This window comes from Streptomyces sp. NPDC015032 (genome assembly GCF_043080425.1).
Taxonomy (GTDB): domain Bacteria; phylum Actinomycetota; class Actinomycetes; order Streptomycetales; family Streptomycetaceae; genus Streptomyces.
Genome location: NZ_JBIBVN010000003.1, coordinates 527,253 through 542,173, shown reverse-complemented (window position 1 = coordinate 542,173; position 14,921 = coordinate 527,253). Strand labels below are relative to the sequence as shown.

The following is a 14,921-nucleotide window of genomic DNA, read 5'->3' as shown; positions in this document are numbered from 1 at the left end:
TACCGGCCGCCCCACTCAGGGGCTAACGGTGCTGCGCCCTTCGCCTGCGCACCAGCACGACCAGCGCCGCCCCGAGGGCGGTGAGCGCCGCGCAGGCCAGGGCCAGCGGAACCATCTGGCTCATGCCAGTGGACGCCAGGCCCGAGTTGGGTTCATGGCCCGGTGCACCCGGTGCACCGGGTGCGCCTGGAGCCCCCGGCGAACCCGGTTTGCCCGGTACCGGCGTTGTCGGTGTCGGTGTCGGAGTCGGCGTGGTGGCGGGCAGCCGTCGGTTGACCGCTGTCACCGAGACCCCGGCGTCGAGGTTGTCGGAGGTCAGCACCAGCGGTCCGAACACCGGCTCGTCGGGTGCGGCGTACCCGTCGGGCGGGCTGACCTCCTGCCAGTAGTACGTGCCCGGTACGCCGGTGCCGCGGCAGATGCCGTCGGTCCCGGTCGTGCAGGGCTTGCCGACCTTCGTGTCCGGCTCCGCCCCGGCGGTCTGCAAGTCGTCGGTGCCGTTCGTCTCCTTCCATAGCTGGAACTTCGCCCGGGCGAGCGCTTTGCCGTCCTGGTCGTGCTTGACCAGGCGCAGCACGCCCTCCTGTTGTCGGAAGCCGAAGTCGTATGTGTGATCGTTCTCTCCCGGCCCGCCGGTGGTCAGCGCCCGCTCCGGGAACTTCGCGCCGCGCGGGACGATGCCCTTGGAGTCGATGAAGTGGTTGTCACCGACATCCGCGTCCGTGGGCACCCACTGGTGGAGCGGTCCGCCCTTGGCGTAGTCGGCCGGTTTGTCGAGACGGATGGTGTACTTGGTCTTCGGCTGGAGGCCTCCGGTGACATTGGAGTCGTCGAAGTAGTACTCGCCACGCGCCGTTGTCTCGGTCGTCCCCACGAGCTTGCCCGACTCGTCGTACAGGTTGACGGTCGCACCCACGACCGGGCGCTGGCCCGGGTTCTGGATGCCCTTTCGCTCGGGGTCGTACCAGACCCGGTTGCCGATCTGGAGCGGGGCCTGGTCGCAGAGCACCTCCAGGTCGCCCATCGAAGCGCCCTTGCCGAACGGGGCCACGGCGCCCGGCGGGTTGAGGCGCAGGCCGAACTTCGGGTCCTGTGTGCCATCGCGCTGGAGGAACGACGTGCCGTACCCGAGGGCGGTGTGGTTGGGGTCGAAAGCGGAGGTCGCGATGGTGTTCTCGGCCCTGGAGAGCGCCATGCCGGCGAACGCCGTGTTGCGGTGACCACCCCAGCTGGTGTCGAAGAACCGGGTGCCCCGAGAGGACAGCCCGCAGCCGTTGTTGGTGTCCATCACATACATGCCGTCTGCCGGGCAGGCCTTGTTCAGGTCACCGCCCGACATGACGATGGCGGCGGAGTTCGGCGTGGGACCGGCCGGCGCGCGGTCGCCGAAGCGGTCGCGGAAGGCCAGCAGCATCGAGCCGTCGGCCTCGAAGGCGATCTCGCCCAACTCCGGTTCGGGGTTGGCCATGGTGGAGTTGCCACACGGCCGGCCGTTCTGCGAGACCGGGTAGGTGCTCGTCCACGGGAACCAGCCCGCGCCGTCGCACGGACCACCGCCGACCGTGGACTGACGCGGGTAGTCCAGCGGCTGGTTCAGCACGGCCTTCTGGAAGGTGCCGGTACCCAGGTCGAAGGGCAGAACCACCGCGCGCAGGTCCGAGACCTTCCCGGTGGACTCGCCCGAGCAGACCCCGCCGAGGTAGCCGGTGCCGTCCTGCATCCCCAGGCCGAAGGGGCGCCAGTCCCCGGCCGCCGGGCAGCCCGGGTCCGGGATCGCGTAGACGGCCCTGGGCGCCGCTGCGGTCGCCGCCGTGGCGTCGTAGCGGTAGAGCTTGCGGTTGTTGAGGTTGACGACGAACAGGTCCTTGCCGTCATCGGTGATCTTGATGCCGCCCAGGCTCTCCTTGCCGGGCGCGGCGAGGAAGGCGTCGTCAGTACCCTGGCCATGTACCGTCGCCCCCGCGTCCGGGACCACGGTGAACAGGGTGGTCTTCTTCTGCGCGCGGTCGGTCACATAGATCCCCCCGGCGCCGCCCGGACCGTAGTCCGTGGTGCGTTTGGCCAGCGCCGAGGAGAACACCCGCTTGTCAGCCTTGTTCCACGCGATGCCGAAGAGCGTGCCGGTCTCGGCGTTGGTGGCGACGTTCGTGACGTTGACGTCGACGCCGTCCTGACCGCGTGCGTCGTACGGGAAGGAGACCAGCGTGCGCTGGGCCCCGCCCTCGCGTGTGGTGGGCTGACAGGTCGTCACCAGCGGTGCGTTCTTCTGGCAGTAGTCACCCGGACTCCACAGCCCGGTGGTGTACGCCACGCTCTTGTCGCCGGAGAGGTCGACGAACTCCTCATTGCTGCTCAACTGGTTGGGAGCACCGTCCAGTCCCTGACGCGAGGCGAAGGCCGGGAACAGCACACCCGGCTTCGGATTCACCACCTGCACCCGGTACTTGCCGCTGGTGGCGCTGCCCGCCGCCGGAGTCAGTGTCACGGTGCCGTCGGCCCCCGTGACCCCCTCGATGCCCACCCCGGCGTCGTCGGTGAGAGTCACCTTGACACCCGCGATGCCCGGTTCCAGCGCGGGCTTCCACACGCCGCTGGCATCCACGGCCCGGACCACCCGGACCGTCACCGATCCTTCCCCCGCCTGCGAGTGCGCCGCAGGCGCCACGGCTAACGAGCCACTACCGATTCCCAAGGCGAGCGCGGCCAGGCAACCGACGGTGCGGCGACCGAGCACGCCCGGCCTCCGCCGACGCGGCTCGGGCGCGGCTCCCTTCGCTTGTTCATTTGTAGATGTCATCCCCTGCTCTCAGCGTTCAGAAGGGCCTAATGCCCTGCTCGTGAGGGACTACATAGAGATGCGGAGAACCGCCTTGCCAGGGATCTTAGAAGGGCTTTAGGCAAGATCGTGGCGGAATGGCGAACTCGTCCTCCACCAAACTTTCGCGCAACGGCCTCCAACCGCATCGCGGGGCGGGCTACGAGGTGGCGAGCGAGGCTCGCGCGCTTGTCGCACCGGTCGCTGCGAGCAGGCGACGACGTCTGCTGCCGGCCGGGGCATCGGGGCACGGTGAACCGGCCGTCGTACATGTCCCGTGGGCGGAGAAACGAGGGGCGCGGGCCCGGTCGGACGCAACATCCACCTCACCAGCGCCGTTGAGGACCCGCCGGCCGTCCAGCCGCGTAGACCCCACGACGGAGCGGGCAACAGCGTGCGGACGAACTACCGCTCCGTATCCGACAGTTCATGGCGACGCATCACCCAGCGTGATCCACGGGCCGCAGGCCCCGCCGCAGATCACCGAGCCCATCAGCAAGCTCAAGGCCCTCGCCCGGAAGCACGGCATCGGCATCAAGGCCGCCGCCCTCCAGTTCTCCCTCGCCCACCCGGTGGCCGCCGCCGTGCCCGGCGCCACCCGGCCCAGCCGCATCGCCGAAGACACCGCAGCCCCCCAATGGCGCCACCGGCAACGAAGTCGTCGACCTGTTCACCGGGATCTACCACGACGGCCCCGACGCCCTCCACAACACACTGTCGGCCTGAGGCCACGGATCGCCGCGCCGGAGCGAACCTCCGGCGTGGCGATCAGGAGACGGCAGCCGCCGTGCGCCCGGCGCACCCCTACGGGCGGGTGACGACAGGACCTCAGCCGGAAGACGTCAGTCCCGGTGCGCCAGCAGGGCGTCCACTTCGGCCGCGAAGAGCTGGCCGGGGTCGAAGCCCATCCCGGTGAAGTGGCCCGCGAGTTCGAGGGAGAGGACTCCGTGCAGGCGGGTCCAGAAGGCCAGGGTCCGGTGAAGGGCCGCGGGGTGGGCGGGGTGGTTGCCGGCCCAGTCCCGGTGGTCCTGCAGGTGCGCGTCGAACGGCGTCGCGAGGCTGTCCCCGGGGAGCGCCATGAAGGCATCGAGCAAGGTCGCCATCATCTCGGACGTGATGCCAGTGGTCTCCTCGGGTGCGTGGTAGCCCGGGACGGGGGTGCCGTAGATGAGGAAGTACCGCTGGGGGTCCTGAAGGGCCCAGTCGCGCAGCGCGCGTGCCAGTCCGGCCACGTCGGCGCCGCCGGCGGCGGCTGCGCGAAGGGCGTCGGCGAGGCTTCGGTAGGCGTCCTTGATGAGTTCGGTGATCAGTTCGTCGCGGCTGGCGTAGTAGCGGTAGAGCGCGGGCCCGCTCATGCCGATCTGTTTGGCGATGGCGTTGAGGGAGAGCGCGGACGCCCCCGCGCCGGCAATCTGCCCCCAGGCGCGTTCCTTGATCTCTGCGCGCACCTCGGCGCGGTAACGCTCCCGCGGGGTCTTCCGGTCCGACACCGTCATGACCTGCCGCCTTCCCCATCCGCGCGAATACGGCTTGAAAGTTTTGTTAGAGGCTATCACGCAACGCATTGACCCACCGGCCAGTGAGTTATAGCTTCTAACACACGCAAGAGCTTATAAGTTTTGCGGCTGCCGCACCCACGTATTCCCTCGGACCAGGGGACTTGAATGACCACCACGCTCGTGTCACATCACACCCGCACAGACCGGCGCGTTCCGCGGTCGGTCACCGCCGCCTCCTGGGCGGTCACCGTCATGGTGGTCGGTCAGTTCGCTCTGATCGCGGTCGTGCCAGTCGTGATCGCGTTGGTCGGCGCTCTGCGTCAGGTCAGCGACCGGGCGGTGCGCGGAGCGGCCACCCTGCTCGCCGTCACATACGCGATACCACTGGCCATATGTGCAACGCGGCCCGACGGGGCACAGAGCCTGTCCAAGGACATGCACCCCGCGTTCACCGGGCTGATCACCGCCGCGTCCGTCGCACTCGTCGTCGCCACTCACCGAGCCCGCCGCCGGACACCTCCCGCACGGTGACACGGTGCCCGCCCGTCAACCAACGCGAGCTCAAAAAGCAACAGCCCGCCTGACAACTCTACGGAGAACGCCATGACCGGCATCCGCAGCACCAGCGTCCCCGCTGCCCTGTTCACCATCCCGTTCGTCACCGCCGGCCTTCTCGGCACCGTCGCGGTACCCGCCGAGGCCGCCCCCTCTCTCCCCGCCAAGTCCCTCACGTGCCACGGCAAAGGCGTCGATCCGGACGCGCGTGTCCGCCACAGGACCGAGACCGTGATCCACGCACCCCTCAAGACCATTTGGAAGCTGCAGACCGACGTGGAGCGTTGGCCGTCCTGGCAGGCCCCCGTCGAAACCGTCGAACGTCTCGACCAGGGGCCCCTCCGGCAGGGCTCGGCGTTCCGGTGGACGACTCCGGTACCCCCCAATCCCGCGACACCCGCCACCAACCTGGACATCACTTCGACCATCCAGCAGCTCAAGCACAACTCCTGCATCCGCTGGACCGGTCCCGCTGTCGGTGAAGGACTGCGCATCGACGGCGTCCACGTGTGGACCTTCACCGAGATCAGGGGCGGTGTCCGTGTACGCACCGAAGAGACCCACACGGGCGACCAGGTCGAAGCGAACGTACCCGCCGCGACCGAGATCCTCTCCAAAGGCCTCGAAGCATGGCTGCGCGACCTGAAGACCACTGCCGAGGCCCGCACACACGACCAACCGCGCTGAACCGCAAACCGGCCCCGGACCCGCGTTGCCGTCCTGCGAAATCCCACGCGATAAGGGTCCGGCCGTGCCCGGTGATCAGAATCCCCAAGGTCGGGACGCCCGTGTCACCGCGAGGTGACCGGGTGACCGGACCGGGCCGAGTACGCGGCCGGGGCAGGAGACGCCGACGTCCGGGGCGACATGGGACGCGGTTGGTGCGGCAGGTGCCGTTGCGGCAAGTCGCCTCACCGCACCAGTCCTTGGTGCGCGGGCCGCAGTCGGTGACCGTGATGCACACCGTCGCGCCCGGGCACTGGTGCCTGACGTTCATCACCGCACCGCAGCCGCGTCCGGGTATGTTCTCGCCGCAGAGGTCCGGCCGGGTGGTGTTCCAGGATGCGCGTGGGCAAGCCCGTTGTACAGACGGCTGCGTTCCGCGATCCATCCCCCTGCGAACCGGCTCATCCCTTGACTACTCCCAGCGGCACCAGGCGGGCAACCAGCCGGGCGAGTCCGGCGCCCTCGGTGGTGGCGGCGACCGCGTCGACGTCCTTGTACGCCTGCGGCGCCTCCTCGGCGAGACCACGCCACGAGGAGGGCCGTACGGCAATGCCCCGGGCTTCCAGCTCGCCTCGGAGCCGCTCCCCACGGACCATGCGCAGCGCGTGGTGCCGGCTCCAGACCCGGCCGGCGCCGTGGCAGGCGGAGTGGAAGGCGTCGTTGCCGGGCAGGCCGACCATCACATACGAAGCGGTGCCCATGGTCCCGGGAACCAGTACCGGCTGGCCCGCCTGGACGAGGTCCTCCGGCAGGCTCGGGTCGCCGGGCGGCAGCGCCCGCGTCGCGCCCTTGCGGTGGACGCACAGTGGACGTGCCACACCGTCCACTTCGTGGGTCTCGAGTTTGGCGGTGTTGTGCGAGATGTCGTAGACCAGCTCCAGACCGACTCCCGCAGCGGTCGCGAAGGCGTGGCGGGTGGCTTCGGACAGCAGTTGGCGGTTGGCCCGGCCGTAGTTGGCGGCCGCCGCCATCGCCCCGAGGTAGGCACGGCCCCGCGGCGAGTCCACCGGTGTACAGGCCAGCTGCCGGTCCGGGACCTGGATGCGGTGCCGGTGCAGTTCCTGGTCCATCACGCGGACGTGGTCGGTGCACACCTGGTGCCCCAGCCCGCGCGAGCCGCAGTGGATCATGACGCACACCTGGCCCGCCCGCAGCCCGAAGGCCGCCGCAGTGGCCGGGTCGTAGACCCGGTCCACCGCCTGGAGCTCCAGGAAATGGTTGCCCGAGCCAAGGCTTCCCACCTGGTGGAGGCCGCGCTCGACGGCGCGCGCGCTCACCTGCCCCGGTGCCGCACCGTCCAGGACGCCGTAGTCCTCGCAGCGCGCGAGGTCGCGCGGCACACCGTGGCCGTGCTCGACCGCGTACCGAGCCCCGCCGACCAACAGCTCGTCCATCTCCCCGGCTCCCGACAGCTTCCACAGTCCGCCGCGCCCCATACCGCGCGGGATGGTCCTGTCGAGGATGTCCATCAGCCGCCGCATCCGGTCGTGGTCGAGCGCCTCGCGGTCGATGCCTGCGGCCAGCAACCGTACGCCGCAGGAGATGTCGAAGCCGACGCCGCCGGGCGAGATGACCCCGCCGTGGGAGATGTCGGTGGCGGCCACCCCGCCGATGGGGAAGCCATAGCCCCAGTGGACATCGGGCATGGCGAAGGAGGCACGGACGATTCCGGGCAGCGTCGCCACGTTCGCCACCTGCTCCAGCGCCTTGTCCCCCGCCGCCTGCGGCAGCAGCGCCCGCGAGGCGAACACGACCCCGGGGACACGCATCGGCTCCCGCTGCTCGATCCGGAAGCGGTACGGACCGCTCTCCAGCAGTGCGATCTCCACGTCTCTCACCTCCAGCCACGTCTCTCACCTCCAGTCGACCGTCAGCCCCCCGGCCCGATCGGCAACGGAGGTGCCGAACTCGGCGCAGGCGGTGGTGAGCCGGTCGCGGATCCACTCCCGCTCCTCGCCGCGCGCCAGACGGGTGTGGCAGTAGTCCAGGGTCAGCGGCACCGCCTTCACCCGGGCAGGAACCAGGTGCGCGGCATCCGGGCCGTCCAGGGTCACCAGGAAGAGGAGCCCGAGGTCGTTGCGCAGAACAGGGTCGACGGCATAGTCGTCGACGAAGTCACCCAGGTCGTAGAGGATCCGGTCGGCGATCCCGTGGAAGACGTGGGCGGAGTGCCCGGCGACCAGCGTCGCTCCCGCGGCCAGCAGCTCCGGGGCCGCGGCCGAGATGTGGCGCGGCGGCCGGGAGGTCATGTTGGGGCCCCAGTGCGGGGTGACCACCACGACATCCGCAGCCGCGGCGGCGCGGCCCACCGACTCGGTCAGCCAGCCGGGCACCCCCGAGTGGAGATCCGCCCAGGCCACGCCGGGACTGTCCGGCCCGGCGGCGTACTCCTCCGGGTGGTCCGTGACCCCCACCACCGCCAGCCGGACACCGCCGGTCTCCAGCACCGCGAACTCCCGGGCCGCGCGCGTGTTCGCCCCGGCGCCGACCGTATGGACACCCGCCCCGGCCAGCAGGGTGAGGGTGTCGGCCAGGGCGTCGAATCCGTAGTCCAGAGCGTGGTTGTTGGCGAGCGTCACACAGTCCGCGCCCAGCTCGGCCAGCACCTTCGCTGCGGCGGAGGGCGCACGGAAGAAGAAAGCCTTCCACGGGTCGGGCCGGCGGCGACCGCGGTCGGAGACACAGCACTCCAGATTGAGCACGAACAGATCCGCCTCCGCGAGCACCTCTCTGACCCCCGCGGAGACCAGTGTCCCCGGCACCGGCGAGCGGCGCAGTTCCTCGGCAACGCTGCGCCCGAGCATGGTGTCGCCCGCCAGTGCCACCGTGAGCGCCATGATCCTTCCCTTCGCTGCCCCTTCAGACGTCGAGGGTCACCCGGCAGGTCCAGCCGCCGGGGCCGCACCGCAGCTGCAGGCCATGCAACGAAACGGCCTTCGGCACCGCACCTACCGCGACGGCGGTGCCGGCGTCGGCCATGCGGAAGCGGACCGACAGACCCCGGCTGTCCTCCGCCGACCGGATCGCCCCCACCTCCACGTCGAGCGGGATCTCGCCGTCGGCATCCATCCGGTAGACGACCTCCTCCAGGACGGACACCAGCAGATCCTCATCGGATTCCGCCGTAATGGCGTATGCGCGGTCCCCGACAACCGCGGCCCCGGACGTGTCGGCGAAACCCTCCACCACCGCGCGCACTGCCTCGCCGATGCAGCCCGCGACCGTCGGCGACCACGCCTCCACCTGCATGTCCGCGGTGTGCGGCACAGCCCGGTGGCCACTCGCTCCAGGCTGCTGCCCCGTAGGTTTCCGACCGTCCACGGCCGGCGCCTCTCCGTCGTCTTCCGTATGCACAGTCCGAGGCCGAAGTTCCCCGAACAGCAGGCTGCGCCTCCTCCAGGGTCACCCCGTACACCGCTCCGGGGCAACCTCCACGAGACGCGGCGTCGCCCGAGCGAGGTGCGTCCGGGTGCTTGGGACGGGCCCGCCGGCGCCCGCAGCACCGGCGACGGCCATCGCTTCGGCTCGCCACCGTCTCCGGCAGGCAGGCACCTACCGGTCAAGCGGGCAGTCGGGGCACGCTCTCGACGAGGCGACGCGTGTACGAGTGGGCGGGAGAACCCAGCACCCGTGCGGTCTCGCCCTGTTCGACAATGTGGCCGCTCTCGAGGACGGCGGTACGTTCGCACAGCGAGGCAACCACCGACAGGTCGTGGGAGACCATGACGAGAGTCAGACCCCGCTCCCGCTTCAACTCATCGAGCAGCTCCACGACTTTGACACGAGTCGTGACATCGAGAGCGCTGACGGGCTCGTCGGCGAGCAGCACCCGCGGATTGCAGACGGTTGCGCGGGCAATCGCGATGCGCTGGCGCTGCCCGCCGGAGAACTCGTGTGGATAGCGTTTTGCGGCGTCGGCCGGGAGTCCGACCCGTCGCAGGGCGTCGGCCACCTTGGGCACGGCGGTGGCCCGGGTGTCGATTCCGAGGGACCGCAGGGGTTCGGACACGATGCTGCCGACGCGCTGACGCGGGTCCAGCGACGAGTACGGGTCCTGGAAGACGCACTGCACGCTCCGCCGGAAGCGCCGTGTCTGCTCCCTGTCGCGCGGTTTCAGCTCCTCGCTGTCGAACCGGACGGTGCCGGAGGATGCCCGGGCGAGCCCCAGCAGCAGCCGCAGCAGAGTGGTCTTGCCCGCACCGGATTCACCGACGAGGGCGAGGCTCTGCCCGGTCTCGACGGCGAGGGAGATGTCCTCGACGACGGGCGCGGCGTTTCCTCGGTAGGCGAAGGAGGCCCTGTCCAGCTCCAGTACGGGCGTCATCGGGTGCTCCCCAGGTCCAGAGCCGATTCCAGCTGCCGCGCGCTTGCCACCAGCGCCTTGGTGTACTCCTCACGGGGTGTCCGCACGATCGCGCGGACGTCGCCCTCCTCGACGGCGCGGCCGTCCTTCATGACCAGGACACGATCGGCGACCTTCGAGACGACCGCGAGGTCATGGCTGACGAAGAGGACGGCCATGTCCCGTTCCCGTACGAGAGTGTCGAGCAGGTCGAGCATGTCGGACTGCACGGTGACGTCGAGGGCGGTGGTCGGTTCGTCCGCGATGAGCAGCCTCGGGTCGCAGGCCAGTGCCATGGCGAGCGCTACGCGTTGGCGCTGTCCGCCGGAGATCTCATGCGGGAAGGCACGGGCGATGCGGTCGGGTTCGGGCAGCCGCACTTGCTCCAGCGCTTCTGAGACGGAACGCTTCAGTTCGGCGCCTTTCAGCCCTCGCCTTCTGCTCAGCGGTTCGGCGATCTGCCGGCCGACGCGCATCAGGGGGTCGAGTGCGGTGAGCGGCTCCTGGAAGACGATGGCGGCATCCCGGCCGCGTACACGCGTGAGCTGTTTCTCGTCGGCGCCCACGATCTGGGTGCCGGCGAGTTCGGCGCTGCCGGTGACCGTCATGCCGTCGGGCAGCAGGCCGAGCACGGCGAGGGTGGTCAGCGATTTCCCGGAGCCCGACTCTCCGATGAGGCCGAGGCGTTCGCCGGGGGCCATGGTCAGCGACAGACCGTCGACGAGGGTCTGCCCGTCGGCCGTACGGATCGTGAGGTCGCGTACGTCGAGGATGTTCACGCGCGCCTCCGCCGGGCCGCAGGGTCGAGAGTGTCGCGCAGTCCATCGGCGATGAGGTTGACGCCGATGACGAGCAGGACGAGCAGAATGCCGGGGGCCAGCGCGCCCGCCGGGGCCGTGGTGAAGGTGGCCTGCGCCTCCTGGAGCATGCGGCCCCACGAGGCGTTGGGCGGCGGCGCTCCCAGACCCAGGTAGGACAGGCCGGCCTCGGCCAGCACCGCGAGCCCGAACTGGAGGGCCAGGTTCACCAGGAGCGTGGGCCAGATGTTGGGCAGCACGTGCCCGGCCACGATCCGCGGCCACGACGTGCCTGATGTGCGCGCGGCCGTGATGTAGTCCTGCGCCAGAACCCGCTTGACCAGGATCCGCACCAGCCGTGCCACGACCGCGCTCTGCGCGAGGCCGATCGCCAGCACGGCGGACCCCAGCGTGGCCGAGCGGGCGGCGACGATGAGCATCGCCAGCAGCAGCGTCGGGAAGGCGATCAGGATGTCGAGGAACGCCGAGAGCGTGTCGTCGATCCAGCCCTGCGCGAACGCGGCCAGCACTCCCAGCGTGCCGCCGAGGGCGGCCGCGACGAGAACCGATCCCAGGCCCGCTTCGAAAGCGATCCGGGAACCGGTCATCAGCTGGGTGAGCAGATCGCGGCCGAGCTTGTCGGTGCCGAGCAGATGGCCCGAACCGGGGCCGGTGAGCCGTCCGCCGGATGTGTCGTCGGCGGCGTACGGGAGCCAGAAGAACGAAACCAGCGCAAGCACTGCGATCAGGCCGGCCAGGACGCATCCGACGGTCAACGTGTACGAGCGCTTCGTCGACTGTTTCATCGGGCACCTCCCGAGAGCCTGCCGCGCAGCCGCGGATCGATGATCCGCTGGGCGAAGTCGGCCGCGAAGCCGATGATCAGCACCGCGAGCGTGGAAACGAACAGCACACCCTGGATCACCGGATAGTCGTGCTGCGCGATGCCGGTCGCGAGCAGGGAACCGAGGCCCGGGAGCGCATACACGGACTCCACGACCACCGCGCCCAGCAGCGTGGACGCCAGCTCGATACCGAGGATCGAGATCACCGGTACGGAGGCGTTGCGCAGCCCGTGCCGCCACATGGCCCGCCCGAACGACGAGCCCATGGCTCGGGCGGTACGCAGGTAGTCGCTGCCCAGCACATCGAGTGTGGCCGACCTGACGTAGCGGATCAGCGAGGCGCTCATCACGAGCGCGATGGTGAGGACGGGCAGGGCCAGTGAGCGGACCGCCTCGGTCGGCTGCGACCAGCCGTCCTGCGGGAAGCCGCCCGCGGGAAGCCAGCCGGCGTTCAGGGCGAAGACGGCTATGAGGATCATGCCGAGCCAGAACACAGGAACGGCGATGCCCAGTTGGGACACGCCATTGAGCAGGGCGCCGTACCAGGTCCGGCGTCGGTGTGCGGCCACGAAGCCGACCGGAACGGCGATGAGTACCGCCAGGACGAAGGCAGCCAGCGTGAGCGGGACGGTGACATTCAGCCGGGAGCCGATCTCGGGGCCGACCGGCAGCGAGCTGACGAACGACGTACCGAGGTCGCCGCTCGCCAACTGCCCGATCCAGTGGATGAACTGCTCGGGCAGTGGCTTGTCGGAACCGATGGAGTGCCGCGCCGCCGCAATCTGCTCGGGGCTCGCACCCACGGAGCTGAGGGCGTTGGCGGGGTCACCGGGAAGCATGCGCAGCAGCACGAACAGGACCACGCTCGCGAGCGCCAGTGAAACCAGCAGGAAGGCGAGACGGCGCAGAAGATACCGGGCCATCAGCCCTTCTTGATGTCGTAGGCGAAGAACTGGGAGTTGAGACCGTTGACCGGGTACCCGGACAGCTTGTTGCCGGCCACGACGATCTGCGGGTACAGGTACAGCCAGTCGCTGGCCGCGTCCTCGGCGGTCTTGCGGTTGACCTTCTTCAGGAGTTCGGTCTGCTCAGCGGTGCTGGACGCCTGCTCTGCCTCCTCCACCCACTGGGTGACCTGCTTGTTGTCGTAGCCCCAGTAGAAGTCGGGGTTGCCGTACCAGACCAGGTCGCGGTCGTTGACGTGTTCCTGGAGCGTGGCCGTGAAGTCGTGGTTCTTGTAGACCTTCGTGTACCACTCGTCCGGCGTGATCGTGTTGATCTCGACGGTGATGCCGACCTTGGCGAGCTGCGACTTGATGAAGGTCGCGGCGGTCGGGTGCGGGTCGTAGTTCGGGGTGTCGAGGGTGAAGCGGAAGCCGTTCTCGTATCCGGCCTCGGCGAGCAGCTTCTTGGCGCGCGCGGTGTCGTAGGCGTTGACCTTGGTGAGGTCCTCGTACCACGGGTCGGTGGGCGGCACCATGGAGCCGATGGGCTTGCCGTAGCCGCCCCAGACCGACTCCAGCAGCTTCTTGTCGTCGATGGCGGCGGAGACGGCCTGGCGGACCTTGACGTCCGTGAAGGGCTTGGCCTTGTTGTTGAAGGCGAGCAGCAGCTTGGTCGTCGAGTTGCCGTCGTTGACCTTGTAGTTCTGGTTGCTCTTGAACTGGCCGAGGGCGTCGGGCGACTGCTCGCTCGTGACGACGTCGACCGCGTTGGTCAGCAGCGCGTTGTTCAGCGCGGTGGCGTCCTTGTAGTAGTGGAAGACGACCTGCTTGTTGGCGGCCGCGTCGCCCCAGTAGCCGGCGAACCGGTCGAGGCGGAGGGCGGAGCTGCGGGTCCACTTGTTCAGCTGGTACGGGCCGGTGCCGTCCTCGGTCGTCTTCAGGTCCTTCGCCTGGGAGTTGATGATCCAGACGTAGGAGAGGTTGTAGACGAAGGAGATCGACTTCTTCGACAGCCGGACTTCCACCGTGCGCGCATCGGGCGTCCCGACGGACTTGATGACCTCGAGATTGCTCTTGCGCGCGGACTGCGAGTCCTTCGCGATCACCTTCTCGAGGCTGTACTTGACGTCCTGGCTGGTGAGCTTCTTGCCGCTGTGGAACTTCACGCCGTCGCGCAGGGTGAAGGTGTACGTGAGTCCGTCGCCGCTGACCTTGTAGTCCTGGGCGAGCAGCTTCTCGACCTTGCCCTCGTCGGTGAGTTTGAACAGTCCCTCGTACACATTGCCGTTCAGCGCCTCGGTGACGCCCTGGCCGCCGCCCGCGGTGTTGTCGAGGTTCTGCGGCTCGTAGAGCGATCCGATGTTGACTGTGGCGTTCTTGTCGTGCGCCCCTCCGGCGGCACTGCCCGCGTGGGAACCCCCGCCGCAGGCGGTGAGGCTCAGGGCGAGGGCGGCGGTGGCTCCGCCGTACAGGGAAGTCTTCTTGATGCTCATGAGGAGTACGCGCTTTCGTGCTGCGGGGCGGCGGAGTGCGGGGTTGATCAGTGCTGCGCGGCGAAGCCGTCGCGGAAGACGGGCCGTTTCTCTCCGGCCTCCACGGGCAGGTGGAAACGGTTCTGCCGCGGCGGCATCGGACAGTTGTACTGGTCGGAGAATCCGCAGGGCGGCACGAAGGCACGGTTGAAGTCGAGCAGGACGCGGCCCTCGCCGGTGTGGGTGACGAAGAGGAAGCGCCCGGCGCCGTAGGTGCTGTCGCCGTTGGTGGGGTCGCCGAAGACGAGCAGCAGGGTGCCGTCGTCATCGAAGGCACTCAGTGTGTAGTCCCGGCCGTCCAGGGTGAGCTCGATGTCTCCCGGCACCACGAGGTCCCGAGTGCCGCCGTTGTCCCGGATGTGCTCGAACCCGACCCGCCTGGCGCCCGGAACCGGGGTGTACGAGGCCTCCAGCACCCAGTCCGCGTCGTACGGGAAGACTTCGGTGCGATCGAAGTTCTGGATCGCTGGGGACCGGGCGTCCCAGAACCGGAGACCGTGCTCGGGCTCACCGGTGACGAAGTCGGTGCGCTCGACTGTGGTGACGCTCACAGAATCCGGCTGTCCGGTTCGGCTCGCATCGAGGTCGGGGTGCTCACCCGCGGGAGCCCAGCGGGTTTCGACGAGGGCGAGATTCCCGGTGGCCGAAGTAACGGAGCGCCGCCGCTCGGCGCGCCATGCCTCCCAGTCCCTGGCGGGGTCGGAAGGCTGGTCGGGTACTACGGCGGCGTGGGACACGGCATGACTCATTCACGTAGACGTGCGTGGGCCGTCACGCCTCGAACGTTACGTTGCGTGAGCTTTAACCCAAAGGACCTTCTTTATCTTCCATAAGGCGAGCTAATGTCAAATGAGGCTGAATAGCGC

General features: G+C 69.2%; 13 protein-coding genes and 1 pseudogene. 3 read left to right on the top strand and 11 right to left on the bottom strand.

Annotation, left to right across the window (positions count from 1 at the left end; genetic code table 11):
* Positions 1–22: 22 nt before the first annotated feature.
* Positions 23–2,626 carry an SdrD B-like domain-containing protein gene (locus ACF08M_RS08135; RefSeq protein ID WP_392184406.1) on the bottom strand — a complete coding sequence of 868 codons (2,604 nt, stop codon included), beginning with the start codon at positions 2,624–2,626 and terminating at the stop codon, positions 23–25.
* Between the two features lie 686 nt (positions 2,627–3,312).
* On the opposite strand from ACF08M_RS08135, the pseudogene ACF08M_RS08130 reads away from it, so the two are divergent.
* Positions 3,313–3,447: pseudogene (locus tag ACF08M_RS08130) on the top strand (aldo/keto reductase); the annotation flags it as partial.
* Positions 3,448–3,657: 210 nt separating this feature from the next.
* On the opposite strand, the gene ACF08M_RS08125 reads toward ACF08M_RS08130, so the two are convergent.
* On the bottom strand, positions 3,658–4,311 hold the full coding sequence (locus ACF08M_RS08125) for a TetR/AcrR family transcriptional regulator (protein WP_392184405.1): 654 nt from the start codon (positions 4,309–4,311) through the stop codon (positions 3,658–3,660).
* A 168-nt stretch (positions 4,312–4,479) separates the two neighbouring features.
* On the opposite strand from ACF08M_RS08125, the gene ACF08M_RS08120 reads away from it, so the two are divergent.
* On the top strand, positions 4,480–4,845 hold the full coding sequence (locus ACF08M_RS08120; protein WP_392184404.1) for a hypothetical protein: 366 nt from the start codon (positions 4,480–4,482) through the stop codon (positions 4,843–4,845).
* A 72-nt stretch (positions 4,846–4,917) separates the two neighbouring features.
* On the top strand, positions 4,918–5,556 hold the full coding sequence (locus tag ACF08M_RS08115) for an SRPBCC family protein (RefSeq protein ID WP_392184403.1): 639 nt from the start codon (positions 4,918–4,920) through the stop codon (positions 5,554–5,556).
* Between the two features lie 440 nt (positions 5,557–5,996).
* On the opposite strand, the gene ACF08M_RS08110 is transcribed toward ACF08M_RS08115, so the two are convergent.
* The 9 genes from ACF08M_RS08110 to ACF08M_RS08070 form a co-directional block, all read right to left on the bottom strand.
* Positions 5,997–7,424: an RtcB family protein gene (locus tag ACF08M_RS08110; RefSeq protein ID WP_392184402.1), complete on the bottom strand. Its 1,428-nt coding sequence runs from the start codon at positions 7,422–7,424 to the stop codon at positions 5,997–5,999.
* A gap of 24 nt (positions 7,425–7,448) precedes the next feature.
* On the bottom strand, positions 7,449–8,432 hold the full coding sequence (locus ACF08M_RS08105) for a CapA family protein (protein ID WP_392184401.1): 984 nt from the start codon (positions 8,430–8,432) through the stop codon (positions 7,449–7,451).
* Positions 8,433–8,454: 22 nt separating this feature from the next.
* Positions 8,455–8,862, bottom strand: a complete 408-nt coding sequence (locus tag ACF08M_RS08100) for an archease (protein ID WP_392184400.1) — start codon at positions 8,860–8,862, stop codon at positions 8,455–8,457.
* Between the two features lie 292 nt (positions 8,863–9,154).
* On the bottom strand, positions 9,155–9,919 hold the full coding sequence (locus ACF08M_RS08095) for an ABC transporter ATP-binding protein (protein WP_392184399.1): 765 nt from the start codon (positions 9,917–9,919) through the stop codon (positions 9,155–9,157).
* Entirely contained in the window at positions 9,916–10,716 is an 801-nt protein-coding gene (locus tag ACF08M_RS08090) for an ATP-binding cassette domain-containing protein (protein WP_392184398.1), read from the bottom strand. The genes ACF08M_RS08095 and ACF08M_RS08090 overlap by 4 nt, the downstream gene beginning before the upstream one ends.
* A complete protein-coding gene (locus ACF08M_RS08085) occupies positions 10,713–11,540 on the bottom strand; it encodes an ABC transporter permease (RefSeq protein ID WP_392184397.1) in 828 nt (275 codons plus the stop codon). The genes ACF08M_RS08090 and ACF08M_RS08085 overlap by 4 nt, the downstream gene beginning before the upstream one ends.
* Entirely contained in the window at positions 11,537–12,502 is a 966-nt protein-coding gene (locus ACF08M_RS08080; RefSeq protein ID WP_392184396.1) for an ABC transporter permease, read from the bottom strand. The genes ACF08M_RS08085 and ACF08M_RS08080 overlap by 4 nt, the downstream gene beginning before the upstream one ends.
* The gene (locus ACF08M_RS08075) at positions 12,502–14,016 is read right to left on the bottom strand and encodes an ABC transporter substrate-binding protein (protein ID WP_392184395.1); all 1,515 of its coding nucleotides are present in this window, start codon (positions 14,014–14,016) and stop codon (positions 12,502–12,504) included. The genes ACF08M_RS08080 and ACF08M_RS08075 overlap by 1 nt, the downstream gene beginning before the upstream one ends.
* A gap of 47 nt (positions 14,017–14,063) precedes the next feature.
* The gene (locus ACF08M_RS08070; protein ID WP_392184394.1) at positions 14,064–14,804 is read right to left on the bottom strand and encodes a DUF1684 domain-containing protein; all 741 of its coding nucleotides are present in this window, start codon (positions 14,802–14,804) and stop codon (positions 14,064–14,066) included.
* Positions 14,805–14,921 lie beyond the last annotated feature (117 nt).

What these genes read in the sequence shown, in the direction of transcription:
- ACF08M_RS08125 (WP_392184405.1), bottom strand. Translation starts at nt 4,311, where the DNA reads ATGACGGTGTCGGACCGGAAGACCCCGCGGGAGCGTTACCGCGCCGAG.
- ACF08M_RS08120 (WP_392184404.1), top strand. Translation starts at nt 4,480, where the DNA reads ATGACCACCACGCTCGTGTCACATCACACCCGCACAGACCGGCGCGTT.
- ACF08M_RS08115 (WP_392184403.1), top strand. Translation starts at nt 4,918, where the DNA reads ATGACCGGCATCCGCAGCACCAGCGTCCCCGCTGCCCTGTTCACCATC.
- ACF08M_RS08105 (WP_392184401.1), bottom strand. Translation starts at nt 8,432, where the DNA reads ATGGCGCTCACGGTGGCACTGGCGGGCGACACCATGCTCGGGCGCAGC.
- ACF08M_RS08095 (WP_392184399.1), bottom strand. Translation starts at nt 9,919, where the DNA reads ATGACGCCCGTACTGGAGCTGGACAGGGCCTCCTTCGCCTACCGAGGA.
- ACF08M_RS08085 (WP_392184397.1), bottom strand. Translation starts at nt 11,540, where the DNA reads ATGAAACAGTCGACGAAGCGCTCGTACACGTTGACCGTCGGATGCGTC.
- ACF08M_RS08080 (WP_392184396.1), bottom strand. Translation starts at nt 12,502, where the DNA reads ATGGCCCGGTATCTTCTGCGCCGTCTCGCCTTCCTGCTGGTTTCACTG.
- ACF08M_RS08075 (WP_392184395.1), bottom strand. Translation starts at nt 14,016, where the DNA reads ATGAGCATCAAGAAGACTTCCCTGTACGGCGGAGCCACCGCCGCCCTC.
- ACF08M_RS08070 (WP_392184394.1), bottom strand. Translation starts at nt 14,804, where the DNA reads ATGAGTCATGCCGTGTCCCACGCCGCCGTAGTACCCGACCAGCCTTCC.